This window comes from Enterobacter sp. Res13-Sevr-PEC09-46, assembly GCF_015672585.1.
Lineage (GTDB): Bacteria > Pseudomonadota > Gammaproteobacteria > Enterobacterales > Enterobacteriaceae > Enterobacter > Enterobacter hormaechei_C.
In genome coordinates this window covers 64,183-79,969 of the sequence record NZ_JADABR010000004.1, presented here as the reverse complement: position 1 = coordinate 79,969, position 15,787 = coordinate 64,183, and the positions used below count along the sequence as shown (strand labels likewise).

Genomic DNA, 15,787 nt, shown 5'->3' with positions numbered 1-15,787 from the left:
TAAGAGAAGCCTGAGCACCGAACTTTACATTATCTTAGGCAAAAACCTGACCTGGTGCGGTATACAGCGCTTTGATCGTCTCGCGCAGCCAGAGGATTTTCGGATTATGGCTGTTCCGTTTATGCCAGATCAGCGTGAAGGGGACGGTGAGCTTTTCTGCCTGCGCCTCATCGATGGGAATGGGCAGACAGACCAGATTACGCTGGTGGAGTTGATTGTAGTGATGGCAGTAGTGCGGCGCAGTGGCAATGTAGTTGTGATCCGGCTGGGCCGCCATAAACATCGACTGTTCAAAACCGGGCAAACTCATGGCGATGTTACGCTCCCGACCCATCTCTCTTAGCACCTCGTCGAGCGCCCAGGTGTCGCTGCGTTCCCAGAAGATGCTGATATGCGGGTAGCGCAGAAACGTCTCCAGATCCCATGCTTCCTGGAGCGCGGGATGATCCTCGCGCAAATACACGCACGGACGGTCACTGAACAGGATTTCGTAGTCGATAAACCACGGCATCAGCTTTAGCAGTTCGCGCGAGCGAGGGTGCGTTTCACGCCCGGTGAAGCCTAGATCCACTTCTCCGCGCGTAATGGCGTCCAGCGAATCGTAATCCCATTGGCGCAGCTTCACCGTCGCCTGTGGGTAGCGTTCATTCACCTGCTCCAGCAGGGCATTAAAGCGGATCAGCATCAGCGGTGTTTCGGCGGCGAGCACAAACTTAAGCCCGCCTGGAGAGCTATGGTGGAATTTATCGAGGATCTGGTTGCCAATCTGCATCCAGTCGGCCAAATCCTGTTCCAGACTCACCGTCAGCGGTGTGGGCAATAGCCCTAAAGGCGTTTTCACAAACAGCGGATCGTCGAACCAGTCGCGCAGCTTCGCCAGCGATTTACTCACCGCGGACGGCGTCACGTTCATCCGCTTCGCGGCTTTGGTGACGCTGCGCTCCTGCAACAAAAGTTGCAGGCAAAGTAAAAGATTAAGATCGAGACTGCTGATGGGCTTCTTCATAGTGCGCCGCGGGCTGGATGACCATAAGTAAGGTAATGCAGAGTATGCTACAGCCAATCAGAACCCCGATCAGCATATTCAGCGCGTTAAGGCCGATCACCGCCGCCAGCCAAATCCACAGTGACGAACCGCAGACCTGCGCAATGCCCAGCACCGAGCTTGCCACGCCTGCCCGCAATGAAAACGGGCCAAGTGCCTGACTCATCGCTACACCAAAGCCGACGGAGAATCCGGCGCAGATCAGAGTAATGCCCACCAGCATTACAGCGTGTGAGGTGGCGGTCGCCAGGATCACGCCTGCGGCGAGGAACAGCGTCTGTGAGGTGAGCATCAGCGTGCGCTGGCGGAAGATGTTGAGCGCAAAGGGCGTGGAGAATGAAACCGCCATGCTCACCATCGCGGTTAGCGCCATCACCGTCGAATACTCACCGCGATCGAAGCCCATCGTCTCCATCAGTAACACCGGGGAAACGTTTACATAGGTGAGGATCACCGCCACGCTAAGCGTGGTGATTGCCAGCCGACTCAGGAAAAAGCGATTCATCAGCTTTTCAGCCGGATGGAGGGTTGCGGTGTGATATGGCTGTTGCGAACCGGGATGGGTCTCTTTCAGCACCGTCACGGACAGGATAAAGACGATGGCGCCCATTGCGGCCATGGTCCAGAAAAGACTCTGCCACGGAAATTTAAGCATAATCAGGTAGCCTACAACCGGTGCCAGCACCGGGATGATGCAGGTAATGCCGTTCAGCATCGACAGCACTTTAGCGCGGCGCTGGGCGCTTAAGGTATCGCGAAGAATAGCAAACGCCACCACGTAACAGCCACCCGCGCCAATGCCCTGGATAAAACGGCCTGACAGGAACATTGTGCTTTCCTGAGCTACTGAAGACAGTACTGATGCCAGCGCAAAGATAACTGCACCCGTAATGGCGACGGGCTGACGGCCTGCTTTATCCGCGATTTTCCCGGCAAATACCATCGACGACGCCATTCCCGCGAGGTAGGCCGAAAACGCGATGTGCAGCTGCGCCTCGCTGGCGCCCAGATCGCGGGCAATATGCGGTAGCCCTACCAGATACATATCAATGCCGGACGGATACAGCAGAACCAGCGCAAAACTACAGAACAGAAAACGAGCCATAAATCCCCCATAGATGCAGGCAAGCAGGATAGGGGGCGTGGAGGGATTAAGCGAGTTGCCATTTGGACAATGGTGATTTCCCTGGAGGAAATCACCCTGTATTAACGGGAATTACTTACCAATGCAGAAGCTCGAGAAAATCCGTCCCAGCAGATCGTCCGACGTAAACTCCCCGGTGATCTCGCTCAGGTTCTGCTGCGCCAGACGCAGCTCTTCCGCCAGCAGTTCACCGGCCCACGCGCCGATCAGCTGGGCTTTACCCTGCTCAAGGTGGCGAGCCGCCTCTTCCAGCGCCTGCAAGTGACGACGACGTGCCAGGAAGCCGCCCTCCATACTGGTGTCGAAGCCCATGCTCTGTTTGAGATGGCTACGCAGGGCTTCCACGCCTTCACCGGTACGGGCCGACAGGCGAATAAGTGAGTGACCATTCACATCGCTGATGCCCAGCGTTTCGCCGGTAACGTCGGCCTTGTTGCGCACCACGGTGATCGGCAGTTTAGCCGGGAGACGGGCGATAAAGTCTGGCCAGATTTCAGCCGGGTCAACGGCGTCGGTTGTCGTGCCGTCCACCATAAACAGCACGCGGTCGGCCTGCTCGATCTCCTGCCAGGCGCGTTCGATACCGATACGCTCGACTTCATCGCTCGCATCGCGCAGGCCAGCGGTGTCGATGATGTGCAGCGGCATGCCGTCGATATGGATATGCTCGCGCAGGACATCGCGGGTGGTGCCGGCTATGTCGGTCACGATCGCCGCTTCACGGCCCGCCAGGGCGTTCAGCAGGCTCGATTTTCCGGCATTGGGGCGACCAGCAATCACCACCTTCATTCCTTCACGCAGCAGGCTGCCCTGGCGCGCTTCGGCGCGAACGGCATCGAGATCGTTCATCACCTGGTTGAGCTGAGCTTCAATTTTACCGTCTGAGAGGAAGTCGATCTCCTCGTCCGGGAAGTCGATAGCCGCTTCGACATAGATTCGCAGGTGAGTAAGTGCTTCCACAAGGTGATTCACGCGTGCGGAAAATGCCCCCTGCAACGAGTTCAGCGCGGAGCGGGCTGCCTGTTCGGAACTGGCGTCGATTAGGTCGGCAATCGCCTCGGCCTGCGCCAGGTCGAGCTTATCGTTCAGGAAGGCACGCTCGGAGAACTCACCCGGCTTTGCAATGCGCAGGCCTGGCAGGGTCAGAATACGCTTTAACAGCAGGTCGAGGATCACCGGGCCGCCGTGACCCTGAAGCTCCAGCACGTCTTCGCCGGTAAAGGAGTTTGGGCCGGGGAACCACAGCGCGATGCCCTGGTCCAGCGGTGTGCCGTCGGCATCCTTAAACGGCAGATAATCAGCGTAGCGCGGCTTTGGCAGTTTACCCAGCACCGCTTCGGCCACCTCACGCGCCTTCAGGCCGGAGATGCGCAGAATGCCTACACCACCGCGTCCCGGTGGGGTTGCCTGGGCGACGATAGTGTCGTTATGGCTCATGGTTGCTCTCGTTCAATACAAATAAAAAAGGCGGTCAATCGACCGCCCTTATTTTAGCGTTAAGTTACCGAATCAGGACTTTTTCTTTTCGCGGCTATGCAGGCCACGTTTTTCCAGACCACGGTAAATCAGCTGCTGCTGGATGATGGTCACCAGGTTGCTGACGATATAGTACAGCACCAGACCTGACGGGAACCACAGGAAGAACACGGTGAAGATGACCGGCATAAAGGTCATGATCTTCTGCTGCATCGGGTCGGTCACGGTGGTCGGAGACATCTTCTGAATGAAGAACATCGTCACGCCCATCAGGATCGGCAGGATGTAGTACGGGTCCTGTGCGGACAGGTCATGGATCCACAGAGCGAACGGCGCGTGGCGCAGCTCAACGGAACCCATCAGCATGTAGTACAGCGCAAGGAAGATTGGCATCTGAATCAGCAGCGGGAAGCAACCACCCAGTGGGTTTACTTTCTCTGCTTTATACAGGGCCATCATCTCCTGGCTCTGACGCTGTTTGTCATCGCCCAGACGCTCACGCATAGCCTGAATCTTCGGCTGTAGCATACGCATCTTCGCCATGGAGGTGTACTGCGCTTTAGTCAGCGGGTACATGATGCCACGAACGATAAAGGTGATAACGATGATGGAGAAGCCCCAGTTACCCAGGAAGCTGTGGATGAACTTCAGCAGCTTAAACAGCGGCTGAGAGATGAACCACAACCAACCGTAATCGACGGTCAGATCCAGGTGCGGCGCAACGGCAGCCATTTTGTCCTGGATTTCCGGGCCGACCCACAGGGTGCTTGCCAGTTTACCGGTTTGACCCGGCTGCACCAGAACTGGCTGAGATTTGTAGCCGATGGCTGCAATACCGTTGCCGAGGTTCGCGGTGTAGAAGTTGTTCGTACCGTCGTTATTCGGTACCCACGCCGTCGCGAAATACTGTTGCAGCATTGCGACCCAACCGCCTTTAGAGCTGACGTTCAGGTTTTCGTTATCGGCAATGGTGTCGAATTTGTATTTCTCGTACTTGGTATCTGGCGTGGAGTAAGCCGCGCCACGGAAGGTATGCAGCGCAAAGTTGCTGCTTCCGGTATCACGGTGAGACGGCAGATTGATGGACTGCTTCAGCTGACCAAAGGTAGAGATTTCCAGTGGTTTCGCACCGGCGTTCTGTACGCTGTAGCCCACGTTCACCGCATACTCACCGCGTTTCAGGGTGAAGGTTTTGGTGAAGGTGTTGCCTGCCGCGTCGGTGTAGGTCATCGGGATAACCAGTTCGTTCTGACCATCAGCCAGCACAAACGTGTCATTCTCGACGTTATACAGTGGACGCGCACCGTTAGCCGGGTTATCCGGGCCATCACGACCGGTCAGGCCGCTCTGCGCCTGGTAGATAAATTCAGGCGTGGTTTCCAGTAACTGGAACGGTTCGGTAGACTTCAGCTCTTTCGGGTAGGTCAACAGCAGCGCCTGCTCAACATCACCACCACGGGTGTTGATAGTCAGCTCAAGCACATCGGTCTTAACCGTAATCTGTTTCCCCTGGCCACTGGCCGGTACGCCCTGGTCGGCGGCGCTACCCGCTGCGGTGGTCGTGGTCTGCGTGGTCTGCTGCTGGGGTTGAGGATTTTTATCCTGCTCCCATGCCTGCCAGATCATGAAAGACACGAACAACAAAGCGATGATAAGAAGATTGCGTTGCGAATCCATCGTTAGTGTTCTCTGGTATCAAAAGGTCCTGGAGGGACGGGGTCGTCTCCACCTGGGTGTAAAGGGTGGCATTTTAATACGCGTTTCACCGTCAACCAACTGCCTTTTATCACTCCAAACCTGCGCAATGCCTCAATTCCGTAGCTTGAGCATGTTGGCGTGAAACGGCAGTGTGGCCCGAGTAGCGGACTAATCAGGCGTTGATAGACCCGAATGAGGGCTATCAGGACCCGCGAGCCAGGCGACAGTGGCGGCGCCATAATTTTTCCAACGCTTCCGAGAGAGCACGGTTATCGAGGTCGGCAACCCCTTTTTTAGCCACCACCACGAAATCCATTGAAGGCAGTTCGTGCTGACGTAAACGGAAGCTTTCACGCGTCAGACGTTTAATCCGGTTGCGTTCATGCGCACGCTTAACGTTTTTCTTGGCGACTGTGAGACCGATGCGGGGATGCCCCAGCGAATTTTGGCGGCCGAGGATGGTGATTTGCGGCGTGCCAGCCCGTAATGGCTGCTGGAAGACGAAAGTGAAATGAGTGGGAGTTAACAAACGTAACTCCCTGGGAAATGCGAGCTTAACCACTCAGGGGTTAGCTTTATTACTTGGAAACGGTCAGACGAGCGCGGCCTTTAGCACGACGACGTGCCAGAACCTGACGACCATTTTTAGTAGCCATACGAGCACGGAAGCCGTGAGAACGGTTGCGCTTCAGTACAGACGGTTGAAAAGTGCGTTTCATGGCGATTTCTACCTAAACTTGAAAAAATTCATGACTTTTGCGGATGCCCGACCGAGTTTCGAATGACGGACGCCGAAGCCGTGGGTGATTAAAGAGGCCGGATTGTAATAATTGTACACTCCGGAGTCAATTCTCTTTCCTTAAATCCCTGTGTATTTCCGCACGTTTTCGCGTGGAAAATGAGCAGCGGACGACGCAGGAAGATGAGCATCACGCGCCGGGTCGAGGATTATACGGGCTCAACGATAAAGCGCAAGGATCGTCCCGGATCTTCGTTAGATCATTTAAGCCAAAAATTGTCTGTGCTCATTAAATTTTCCAATATGCGGCCTAAATCGCGAGGCACTCGCGTCAGGATCGTTTACACTTACCCGATTCTGGATCTTCCTGTGGATAAATCGGGAAGAATCTGTGAGAAACAGAAGATCTCTGGCTCAGTTTAGGCTATGATCCGCGGTCCCGATCGGGATCCAGCGATCCTGGTCGGGCATAAACACAACATCGTTCAGGTTGTATCAACGATAGCGTGTATAACCGCAGATAGCGGTTCGCACATCACCCTGATGGGGTCATGTCGATGTGCGCCAACAATCATGAATATTCAATAGTTTTCTTTTATTGTTCGAGTGGAGTCCGCCGTGTCACTTTCGCTTTGGCAGCAGTGTCTTGCCCGATTGCAGGATGAGTTACCAGCCACAGAATTCAGTATGTGGATCCGCCCGTTGCAGGCGGAACTGAGCGATAACACGCTGGCTTTGTATGCGCCAAACCGTTTCGTGCTCGATTGGGTAAGGGATAAATACCTTAATAACATTAATGGACTGCTGAACGATTTCTGCGGGTCAGATGCCCCACAGCTGCGTTTTGAAGTGGGCACAAAGCCGGTCACCCAAACCGTTCGTGAAGTTGTCAATGTGGCAGCCCCTGCACAGGCGGCGCCCGCTCCAGCGCCTCGCGTTGCACCGGTTCGTCAGGGCTGGGATAACGTTCCGGCCCCCGCTGAGCCTACCTACCGCTCTAACGTTAACGTGAAACACACGTTCGATAACTTCGTTGAAGGTAAGTCGAACCAGCTGGCACGCGCGGCGGCTCGTCAGGTTGCCGATAACCCCGGTGGCGCTTACAACCCGCTGTTCCTGTATGGCGGCACGGGTCTCGGTAAAACGCACCTGCTGCATGCGGTGGGCAACGGCATTATGGCGCGTAAGCCCAATGCCAAAGTAGTGTATATGCACTCCGAACGCTTCGTTCAGGACATGGTAAAAGCCCTGCAAAACAATGCGATCGAAGAGTTTAAACGCTACTACCGTTCCGTTGATGCGCTGCTGATCGATGACATTCAGTTCTTTGCCAATAAAGAACGATCGCAGGAAGAGTTTTTCCATACCTTTAACGCCCTGCTGGAAGGCAATCAGCAGATCATTCTGACCTCGGATCGTTATCCAAAAGAGATCAACGGCGTTGAAGATCGTCTCAAATCCCGCTTCGGCTGGGGCCTGACCGTGGCGATCGAGCCGCCGGAGCTGGAAACCCGCGTCGCGATCCTGATGAAAAAAGCCGACGAGAACGACATTCGCCTGCCGGGTGAAGTGGCGTTCTTCATTGCCAAGCGCCTGCGTTCCAACGTGCGTGAGCTGGAAGGGGCGCTGAACCGCGTTATCGCCAACGCCAACTTCACCGGTCGGGCGATCACCATCGATTTTGTGCGTGAAGCGCTGCGCGATTTATTGGCTTTGCAGGAAAAACTGGTCACTATCGACAATATTCAGAAGACGGTGGCTGAGTACTACAAGATCAAAGTGGCAGATTTACTGTCTAAACGTCGTTCCCGCTCGGTGGCGCGTCCGCGTCAGATGGCGATGGCGCTGGCAAAGGAGTTAACCAACCACAGTCTGCCGGAAATCGGGGATGCGTTTGGTGGCCGTGACCATACGACCGTGCTGCACGCCTGTCGCAAGATCGAGCAGTTACGCGAAGAAAGCCACGACATAAAAGAAGATTTTTCCAATTTAATCAGAACATTATCATCGTGACGCTATGAAATTTACCGTTGAACGTGAACATTTATTAAAACCGCTGCAACAGGTGAGTGGCCCATTAGGCGGCCGCCCTACGCTGCCTATTCTTGGAAACCTGCTGCTTCAGGTCGCGGACGGTACGCTGTCGCTGACCGGCACAGATCTGGAAATGGAAATGATCGCGCGCGTTACGCTGACTCAGCCGCACGACGCGGGCGCGACCACGGTTCCGGCACGTAAATTCTTTGATATTTGCCGTGGGCTGCCGGAAGGCGCTGAAATCGCCGTGCAGCTGGAGGGCGACCGCATGCTGGTGCGCTCTGGCCGCAGCCGTTTCTCCCTCTCCACGCTGCCCGCTGCGGACTTCCCGAACCTGGATGACTGGCAGAGCGAAGTTGAATTTACCCTGCCGCAGGCGACGATGAAGCGTCTGATTGAAGCCACGCAGTTCTCCATGGCGCATCAGGACGTTCGTTACTACTTAAACGGCATGCTGTTCGAAACCGAAGGTGAAGAGCTGCGTACCGTGGCGACCGACGGTCACCGTCTGGCGGTTTGTTCCATGCCGATTGGCGATTCACTGCCAAACCATTCGGTGATCGTACCGCGTAAAGGCGTAATTGAACTGATGCGTATGCTCGACGGCGGTGAAACGCCGCTGCGCGTGCAGATTGGCAGCAACAATATTCGTGCCCACGTGGGCGATTTTGTCTTCACATCGAAGCTGGTAGACGGTCGTTTCCCGGATTATCGCCGCGTATTGCCGAAGAACCCGGATAAAACGCTGGAGGCGGGTTGCGACATCCTCAAGCAGGCGTTCGCGCGTGCCGCTATTCTCTCCAACGAGAAATTCCGCGGCGTACGTCTTTACGTGAGTGAAAACCAGATCAAAATCACCGCCAACAACCCGGAGCAGGAAGAGGCAGAAGAGATTCTGGACGTCACCTACGCCGGGGCTGAGATGGAAATCGGCTTCAACGTCAGCTATGTGCTGGATGTGCTGAATGCACTGAAATGCGAGAACGTTCGCATCCTGCTGACTGACTCCGTTTCGAGCGTACAGATTGAAGATGCCGCATCACAGTCGGCTGCTTATGTTGTCATGCCAATGAGACTGTAATGTCGCTCACCCGTCTGTTGATCCGCGACTTTCGCAATATCGAAAGCGCGGATCTCGCTTTATCCCCTGGCTTTAACTTCCTGGTTGGCGCGAACGGCAGCGGCAAAACCAGCGTGCTGGAAGCCATCTATACGCTCGGCCACGGCCGGGCGTTTCGCAGTTTGCAGATTGGTCGCGTGATTCGCCACGAGCAGGAATCTTTTGTTCTGCACGGGCGTTTGCAGGGCGCAGAGCGGGAAACCGCCATCGGCCTGACCAAAGACAAGCAGGGCGACAGCAAGGTGCGCATTGACGGCACCGATGGCCACAAGGTGGCGGAGCTGGCGCTGCTGATGCCGATGCAGCTGATTACGCCCGAGGGGTTTACTTTACTCAACGGCGGCCCCAAATACAGAAGAGCGTTCCTCGATTGGGGATGCTTTCACAATGAAGCCGGTTTCTTTAACGCCTGGAGCAACCTCAAGCGTCTGCTTAAACAGCGTAACGCCGCATTGCGCCAGGTCACGCGCTACGCTCAGCTGCGTCCGTGGGACATGGAACTCATCCCTCTTGCGGAACAAATCAGCCGCTGGCGTGCCGAATACAGCGCAGGTATCGCCGAAGACATGGCCGACACCTGCAAACAGTTTTTACCCGAGTTCTCTCTCACCTTCTCTTTCCAGCGTGGCTGGGAAAAAGAGACGGATTATGCCGAGGTGTTAGAGAGAAGCTTCGAGCGCGATCGCATGTTGACCTACACCGCGCACGGCCCGCACAAGGCGGATTTCCGCATTCGTGCCGACGGTGCGCCGGTGGAAGACACGCTGTCGCGCGGGCAGCTGAAGCTCCTGATGTGCGCGCTGCGCCTGGCGCAGGGGGAGTTCCTCACTCGAGAGAGCGGGCGACGCTGCCTGTACCTGATAGATGATTTTGCCTCGGAACTTGACGACGCGCGGCGCGGGCTGCTTGCCAGCCGCTTAAAAGCCACGCAGTCGCAGGTTTTCGTCAGCGCCATTAGCGCTGAACACGTTATAGACATGTCGGACGAAAATTCGAAGATGTTTACCGTGGAAAAGGGTAAAATAACGGATTAACCCAAGTTGAAATGAGCGAGAAACGTTGATGTCGAATTCTTATGACTCCTCCAGTATCAAAGTCCTGAAAGGGCTGGATGCGGTGCGTAAGCGCCCGGGTATGTATATCGGCGACACGGATGACGGCACCGGTCTGCACCACATGGTATTCGAGGTGGTAGATAACGCTATCGACGAAGCGCTCGCGGGTCACTGTAAAGACATCGTGGTCACGATCCATGCGGACAACTCCGTGTCCGTTACCGATGACGGTCGTGGTATCCCAACCGGTATTCACCCGGAAGAGGGCGTATCTGCTGCGGAAGTCATCATGACCGTTCTGCACGCAGGCGGGAAGTTCGATGATAACTCCTATAAAGTTTCCGGCGGTCTGCACGGCGTAGGCGTATCCGTAGTAAACGCCCTGTCGCAGAAGCTGGAGCTGGTTATCCAGCGCGAAGGCAAAATTCACCGTCAGATCTACCAGCATGGCGTGCCTGAAGCGCCGCTGGCCGTCACGGGCGATACCGAGAAAACCGGTACCATGGTGCGTTTCTGGCCGAGCCTCGAAACCTTCACCAACGTCACCGAATTCGAGTACGACATTCTGGCGAAACGCCTGCGTGAACTGTCGTTCCTGAACTCCGGCGTGTCGATTCGTCTGCGCGACAAACGCGACAACAAAGAAGACCACTTCCATTACGAAGGTGGTATCAAGGCGTTCGTTGAGTATCTGAACAAGAACAAAACGCCAATTCACCCGAATATCTTCTACTTCTCTACTGAAAAAGACGGTATCGGCGTGGAAGTGGCCTTGCAGTGGAACGACGGTTTCCAGGAAAACATCTACTGCTTCACCAACAACATTCCACAACGCGATGGCGGTACGCACCTGGCGGGCTTCCGCGCGGCGATGACCCGAACCCTGAACGCCTACATGGACAAAGAAGGCTACAGCAAAAAAGCGAAAGTCAGCGCCACCGGTGACGATGCCCGTGAAGGCCTGATTGCCGTGGTCTCCGTGAAGGTGCCGGATCCGAAGTTCTCCTCACAGACCAAAGACAAGCTGGTCTCTTCTGAGGTGAAATCGGCGGTTGAACAGCAGATGAACGAACTGCTGAGCGAATACCTGCTGGAAAACCCGTCCGACGCGAAAATCGTGGTGGGTAAAATTATCGATGCGGCGCGTGCCCGTGAAGCGGCGCGTAAAGCGCGTGAAATGACCCGTCGTAAAGGCGCGCTGGACCTGGCAGGCCTGCCGGGCAAACTGGCTGACTGTCAGGAACGCGACCCGGCGCTGTCTGAACTGTACCTTGTGGAAGGGGACTCCGCGGGCGGTTCTGCGAAGCAGGGCCGTAACCGCAAGAACCAGGCGATTCTGCCGCTGAAGGGTAAAATCCTTAACGTTGAGAAAGCGCGCTTCGACAAGATGCTCTCTTCTCAGGAAGTGGCGACGCTCATCACCGCGCTCGGCTGCGGCATTGGTCGCGACGAGTACAACCCGGACAAACTGCGCTATCACAGCATCATCATCATGACCGATGCGGACGTCGACGGCTCGCACATTCGTACGCTGCTGTTGACCTTCTTCTATCGTCAGATGCCGGAAATCGTTGAGCGCGGCCACGTCTACATTGCCCAGCCGCCGCTGTACAAAGTGAAGAAAGGCAAGCAGGAACAGTACATTAAAGATGACGACGCGATGGATCAGTACCAAATCGCGATCGCCCTTGATGGTGCGACCCTGCACGCAAATTCCAGCGCGCCAGCGCTGGCCGGTGAGCCGCTGGAGCGTCTGGTCTCCGAGTTCAACGCCACGCAGAAAATGATTGGCCGTATGGAGCGTCGCTATCCGAAAGCGCTGCTGAAAGAGCTGATTTACCAGCCGACCCTGACCGAAGCCGATCTGAGCAACGAGCAGACCGTCACCCGCTGGGTGAACACCCTGGTGAGCGAGCTGAACGAGAAAGAGCAGCACGGCAGCCAGTGGAAGTTCGACGTTCAGCAGAACGCTGAGCAGCAGTTCGAGCCGATCGTCCGCGTGCGTACCCACGGCGTCGATACCGACTACCCGCTGGAGCACGAATTTGTGACCGGTCCGGAATACCGCCGTATCTGCACCCTCGGCGAGAAGCTGCGCGGTCTGATCGAAGACGATGCGTTTATCGAACGTGGCGAACGTCGTCAGCCGGTAGCCAGCTTCGAACAGGCGCTGGAGTGGCTGGTAAAAGAGTCCCGTCGTGGTCTCTCTATTCAGCGTTATAAAGGCCTGGGCGAAATGAACCCGGATCAGCTGTGGGAAACCACCATGGATCCGGAAAGCCGTCGCATGTTGCGCGTCACCGTTAAAGACGCAATCGCAGCGGATCAGCTGTTCACGACCCTGATGGGCGATGCGGTTGAACCACGTCGCGCCTTCATCGAAGAGAACGCCCTGAAGGCGGCGAATATCGATATTTAATCGTCGCTTTACGACAGCATAACTGGCCGCGCTTCAGCGCGGCTTTTTTATGGACGCAGGAAACTCCAGCGACATCACTGCCGGTAAACGTTTGACCAGCATATCTATGGCAATTCTTACCCTTAGCGGCAGGTGTGGCGTCTGCTGCCAGACGGCATGCACGTCGAAGCGTACATCCGGGGCCTGCTTTAAGAGCGGGACAAGATCTCCCTGCTGAATTTCTTTAATGACCATCCAGCAGGGTAGCCACGCAAGGCCGTGGCCGGCCAGCGCCGCGTCGCAGATCGCCTGTAAATCATCCATATTGAGCGATGAGCGGGGAATAAACGTGCGCGACGTGCCATCGTAATCCATCAGCTGCCAGGGTAGGACTCTGCCCGCACGCGTGTAGTTAATGGCCGTATGCTGGCGTAGATCATCAACGGTTTGCGGCTGGCCATTCTTAAACAGGTAATCCGGCGCGGCGCACAGCACCATCCGGTGCTCCCCCAGCCTTCTGGCGACCAGCACGCTGCTGTCAGCCAGAGCGCCATTGCGCACCGCCATATCAAACCCTTCTTCCACGAGATCCACGACGCGGTCGCTGAAGGACATTTCAAGCTCAAGCCCGGGATGCTCCTGCGCCAGCTCTATTAGCAGCGGGGCGATACACTGGCGACCAAACAGCACCGGCACGGCAACACGCAGCCGACCGCTGACCTGATGTTTTCCGGTTTCAAGCTGCGATTCAGCGCCACGGATCTCCTCCAGCGCGCGCAGGCAGCGTTCATAAAAAAGCGCGCCGTTATCGGTCAGCCTCTGACTGCGGGTGGTCCGGTGAAACAGACGAACCCCCAGCCTCTCTTCAAGACGAGCAATGCTTTTTCCTACCGCCGAGCGCGACAAATGCAGACGGACGGCGGCCTGGGCAAAACTTCCTGCCTCAACGGAGGCAACGAAGACGGGAATATCTTTCAGCGTATCGGTCATGGACGGATTGTGTCAATTTGGTCATCAATGAAGGGAAAACTTATCGCCACTGGCGACGCTGAGTCAACGGTAGACTGTCAGAACTGAAAATCATCTGATGACAGGAGAAAAAAATGACTGAAACAATGCAACGCTGGTCAATGGATGCCCTTGGTCGTGAAAGCCTCAGGCTCGTTCAGGAGCCTGTTCCACAGCCAGGCCCGGGGGAGGTTCGCGTAAGGGTTAATGCCGTTGCGCTCAACTACCGGGATAAAATGGTGATTGAAGGCACGATGCCGATTCCGCTTTCCTTCCCGTTTACCCCAGCATCTGACATGGCAGGCGTGGTGGACAGCATCGGCGAAGGCGTTACGCGTTTCAAGCCCGGCGCACGCGTCATCTCAACCTTCTTCCCGGAATGGATCGACGGCAAGCCGCAGGCAGACGCGCGCGATTTGCCCTATAAAACGTCCGGTGGATACTTCCAGGGCATGCTGGCCGAATATGTGATTGTGAGTGAAAACGCGCTGGTGGCGTCCCCGGAAAGCCTGGATGACGCTGAGGCCAGCACGCTTCCTTGCGCGGGGCTTACCGCATGGTTCGCGCTGGTGGAGCGCGGTCATTTACGCGCCGGGCAATCGGTGCTGGTACAAGGGACGGGCGGTGTGGCGCTATTCGCTTTGCAGATAGCAAAAGCGCACGGCGCAGAAGTTATTGTTACGTCGGGGAGTGATGAAAAACTGGCGCGGGCCAAAAAGCTGGGGGCCAGCCAGGGCATCAACCGACTGAAAGGCGACTGGGCTGAAAATACGCTGGCACTGACGCAGGATCGCGGCATCGACCATATTATCGAAACGGTGGGTGGGGAGAACCTGAGACATTCCCTGCGCGCCGTTGCCGTTCATGGGCGGATATCGGTCATTGGCGTGCTGGCCGGAACAGAAATTTCTCTGCCTGCAAGCGAGCTGTTGCTGAAATCTCCCGTCATTCAGGGGATTGGGGTTGGACACCGCCGGGCGCTGGAAGATTTTGTCCGTGCTGTTGATGTCACGGAGTTAAAACCGGTGATTGAGCATTGCTACCGCTTTGACGAGCTGGAACAGGCGCTTGAACATCTGGATCGCGGTGCGTTTGGCAAAATCGTTCTCACCCGCGAGTGAGTTCCCGTTCCCGGGATAAACGTAAAAGGGGCTTTTTGTTGCGCAAGGTAGCTCTATTTTTGTGTGCTTAATCGCGTTAGCATGAGGTAGCACTCATTTATCCCGGGGACCTCATGGCTATCAAACTCATTGCAATCGATATGGACGGCACGCTGCTGCTGCCAGACCACACTATCTCTCCTGCCGTTAAAAATGCGATCGCCGCCGCACGCGAAAAAGGCGTGAACGTGGTGCTCACCACCGGACGCCCGTATGCCGGGGTGCACAGTTACCTGAAAGAGCTGCACATGAACCAGCCTGGCGATTACTGCATCACCTATAACGGCGCGCTGGTGCAAAAGGCAGCCGATGGCAGCACGGTGGCGCAAACTGCACTGAGCTATGATGACTACCGTTTCCTGGAAAAACTCTCCCGCGACGTGGGCTCTCACTTCCACGCGCTCGATCGCAATACGCTTTACACCGCCAACCGCGATATCAGCTACTACACGGTGCACGAGTCCTACGTTGCAACCATTCCACTGGTGTTCTGCGAAGCGGAGAAAATGGACCCGGCGACCCAGTTCCTGAAAGTGATGATGATTGATGAACCTGCGGTTCTCGACAAAGCCATCTCACGCATTCCGGCTGAGGTAAAAGAGAAATACACCGTGCTGAAAAGTGCGCCGTACTTCCTCGAAATCCTCGATAAACGCGTCAATAAAGGCACGGGCGTCAAATCGCTTGCCGATGCGCTGGGCATCAAGCCTGAGGAGATCATGGCGCTGGGCGACCAGGAAAACGATATTGCGATGATCGAATATGCGGGCATGGGCGTGGCGATGGATAACGCGATCCCGTCGGTAAAAGAAGTGGCGAACTTCGTGACCAAATCTAACCTGGAAGACGGCGTTGCCTGGGCGATCGAGAAATTCGTTCTGTCGTAACAAGTGCTTTGAAAGATTAG

At 55.9% G+C, this 15,787-nt stretch carries 14 protein-coding genes; 6 read left to right on the top strand and 8 right to left on the bottom strand.

Annotated features, from left to right (window positions below; all coding sequences use genetic code 11):
• Window positions 1-34: 34 nt before the first annotated feature.
• The 7 genes from yidZ to rpmH form a co-directional block, all read right to left on the bottom strand.
• Entirely contained in the window at window positions 35-1,006 is a 972-nt protein-coding gene (yidZ, locus tag IMQ56_RS01110) for an HTH-type transcriptional regulator YidZ (RefSeq protein WP_048246633.1), read from the bottom strand.
• Window positions 975-2,150 (bottom strand): MFS transporter, encoded by a 1,176-nt coding sequence (locus IMQ56_RS01105; protein WP_023302811.1) that lies wholly within the window; start codon window positions 2,148-2,150, stop codon window positions 975-977. The genes yidZ and IMQ56_RS01105 overlap by 32 nt, the downstream gene beginning before the upstream one ends.
• Before the next feature lie 111 nt (window positions 2,151-2,261).
• Window positions 2,262-3,626, bottom strand: a complete 1,365-nt coding sequence (gene mnmE, locus IMQ56_RS01100; protein ID WP_015570136.1) for a tRNA uridine-5-carboxymethylaminomethyl(34) synthesis GTPase MnmE — start codon at window positions 3,624-3,626, stop codon at window positions 2,262-2,264.
• 72 nt (window positions 3,627-3,698) lie between these two features.
• Window positions 3,699-5,342 (bottom strand): membrane protein insertase YidC, encoded by a 1,644-nt coding sequence (yidC, locus tag IMQ56_RS01095; RefSeq protein ID WP_003861138.1) that lies wholly within the window; start codon window positions 5,340-5,342, stop codon window positions 3,699-3,701.
• Between the two features lie 2 nt (window positions 5,343-5,344).
• On the bottom strand, window positions 5,345-5,602 hold the full coding sequence (yidD, locus tag IMQ56_RS01090) for a membrane protein insertion efficiency factor YidD (protein ID WP_001307474.1): 258 nt from the start codon (window positions 5,600-5,602) through the stop codon (window positions 5,345-5,347).
• A complete protein-coding gene (rnpA, locus tag IMQ56_RS01085) occupies window positions 5,566-5,925 on the bottom strand; it encodes a ribonuclease P protein component (RefSeq protein ID WP_006808764.1) in 360 nt (119 codons plus the stop codon). The genes yidD and rnpA overlap by 37 nt, the downstream gene beginning before the upstream one ends.
• A gap of 16 nt (window positions 5,926-5,941) precedes the next feature.
• The gene (gene rpmH / locus IMQ56_RS01080; RefSeq protein ID WP_000831330.1) at window positions 5,942-6,082 is read right to left on the bottom strand and encodes a 50S ribosomal protein L34; all 141 of its coding nucleotides are present in this window, start codon (window positions 6,080-6,082) and stop codon (window positions 5,942-5,944) included.
• Between the two features lie 638 nt (window positions 6,083-6,720).
• Here rpmH and dnaA point away from each other — a divergent pair.
• From dnaA to gyrB, 4 genes are read left to right on the top strand one after another with little or no spacing between them, the layout of a single operon-like run.
• Window positions 6,721-8,115 (top strand): chromosomal replication initiator protein DnaA, encoded by a 1,395-nt coding sequence (gene dnaA, locus IMQ56_RS01075; protein ID WP_017383700.1) that lies wholly within the window; start codon window positions 6,721-6,723, stop codon window positions 8,113-8,115.
• 4 nt (window positions 8,116-8,119) lie between these two features.
• Complete coding sequence (dnaN, locus tag IMQ56_RS01070; protein WP_015570134.1) at window positions 8,120-9,220, top strand: DNA polymerase III subunit beta; 1,101 nt, start codon at window positions 8,120-8,122, stop codon at window positions 9,218-9,220.
• Window positions 9,220-10,293 (top strand): DNA replication/repair protein RecF, encoded by a 1,074-nt coding sequence (gene recF, locus IMQ56_RS01065; protein WP_000060091.1) that lies wholly within the window; start codon window positions 9,220-9,222, stop codon window positions 10,291-10,293. The genes dnaN and recF overlap by 1 nt, the downstream gene beginning before the upstream one ends.
• A gap of 28 nt (window positions 10,294-10,321) precedes the next feature.
• Window positions 10,322-12,733, top strand: coding sequence for a DNA topoisomerase (ATP-hydrolyzing) subunit B (gene gyrB, locus IMQ56_RS01060; RefSeq protein ID WP_003861119.1), 2,412 nt, complete (start codon window positions 10,322-10,324; stop codon window positions 12,731-12,733).
• Window positions 12,734-12,766: 33 nt separating this feature from the next.
• Here gyrB and IMQ56_RS01055 read toward each other — a convergent pair whose 3' ends face one another.
• Window positions 12,767-13,702 (bottom strand): LysR family transcriptional regulator, encoded by a 936-nt coding sequence (locus tag IMQ56_RS01055; protein WP_017383699.1) that lies wholly within the window; start codon window positions 13,700-13,702, stop codon window positions 12,767-12,769.
• A gap of 113 nt (window positions 13,703-13,815) precedes the next feature.
• On the opposite strand from IMQ56_RS01055, the gene IMQ56_RS01050 reads away from it, so the two are divergent.
• Both IMQ56_RS01050 and yidA read left to right on the top strand, forming a co-directional pair.
• Window positions 13,816-14,841 carry an NAD(P)-dependent alcohol dehydrogenase gene (locus tag IMQ56_RS01050; protein ID WP_196063560.1) on the top strand — a complete coding sequence of 342 codons (1,026 nt, stop codon included), beginning with the start codon at window positions 13,816-13,818 and terminating at the stop codon, window positions 14,839-14,841.
• 113 nt (window positions 14,842-14,954) lie between these two features.
• Window positions 14,955-15,767: a sugar-phosphatase gene (gene yidA / locus IMQ56_RS01045; RefSeq protein ID WP_023295661.1), complete on the top strand. Its 813-nt coding sequence runs from the start codon at window positions 14,955-14,957 to the stop codon at window positions 15,765-15,767.
• The last annotated feature ends 20 nt before the right edge of the window (window positions 15,768-15,787 follow it).

Excerpts from the sequence above, each read along its gene's own strand:
- yidA (WP_023295661.1), top strand. The coding sequence starts at position 14,955 with ATGGCTATCAAACTCATTGCAATCGATATGGACGGCACGCTGCTGCTG.
- IMQ56_RS01055 (WP_017383699.1), bottom strand. The coding sequence starts at position 13,702 with ATGACCGATACGCTGAAAGATATTCCCGTCTTCGTTGCCTCCGTTGAG.
- dnaN (WP_015570134.1), top strand. The coding sequence starts at position 8,120 with ATGAAATTTACCGTTGAACGTGAACATTTATTAAAACCGCTGCAACAG.
- yidC (WP_003861138.1), bottom strand. The coding sequence starts at position 5,342 with ATGGATTCGCAACGCAATCTTCTTATCATCGCTTTGTTGTTCGTGTCT.
- IMQ56_RS01050 (WP_196063560.1), top strand. The coding sequence starts at position 13,816 with ATGACTGAAACAATGCAACGCTGGTCAATGGATGCCCTTGGTCGTGAA.
- yidZ (WP_048246633.1), bottom strand. The coding sequence starts at position 1,006 with ATGAAGAAGCCCATCAGCAGTCTCGATCTTAATCTTTTACTTTGCCTG.
- IMQ56_RS01105 (WP_023302811.1), bottom strand. The coding sequence starts at position 2,150 with ATGGCTCGTTTTCTGTTCTGTAGTTTTGCGCTGGTTCTGCTGTATCCG.
- recF (WP_000060091.1), top strand. The coding sequence starts at position 9,220 with ATGTCGCTCACCCGTCTGTTGATCCGCGACTTTCGCAATATCGAAAGC.
- mnmE (WP_015570136.1), bottom strand. The coding sequence starts at position 3,626 with ATGAGCCATAACGACACTATCGTCGCCCAGGCAACCCCACCGGGACGC.
- rpmH (WP_000831330.1), bottom strand. The coding sequence starts at position 6,082 with ATGAAACGCACTTTTCAACCGTCTGTACTGAAGCGCAACCGTTCTCAC.
- gyrB (WP_003861119.1), top strand. The coding sequence starts at position 10,322 with ATGTCGAATTCTTATGACTCCTCCAGTATCAAAGTCCTGAAAGGGCTG.
- yidD (WP_001307474.1), bottom strand. The coding sequence starts at position 5,602 with ATGGCGCCGCCACTGTCGCCTGGCTCGCGGGTCCTGATAGCCCTCATT.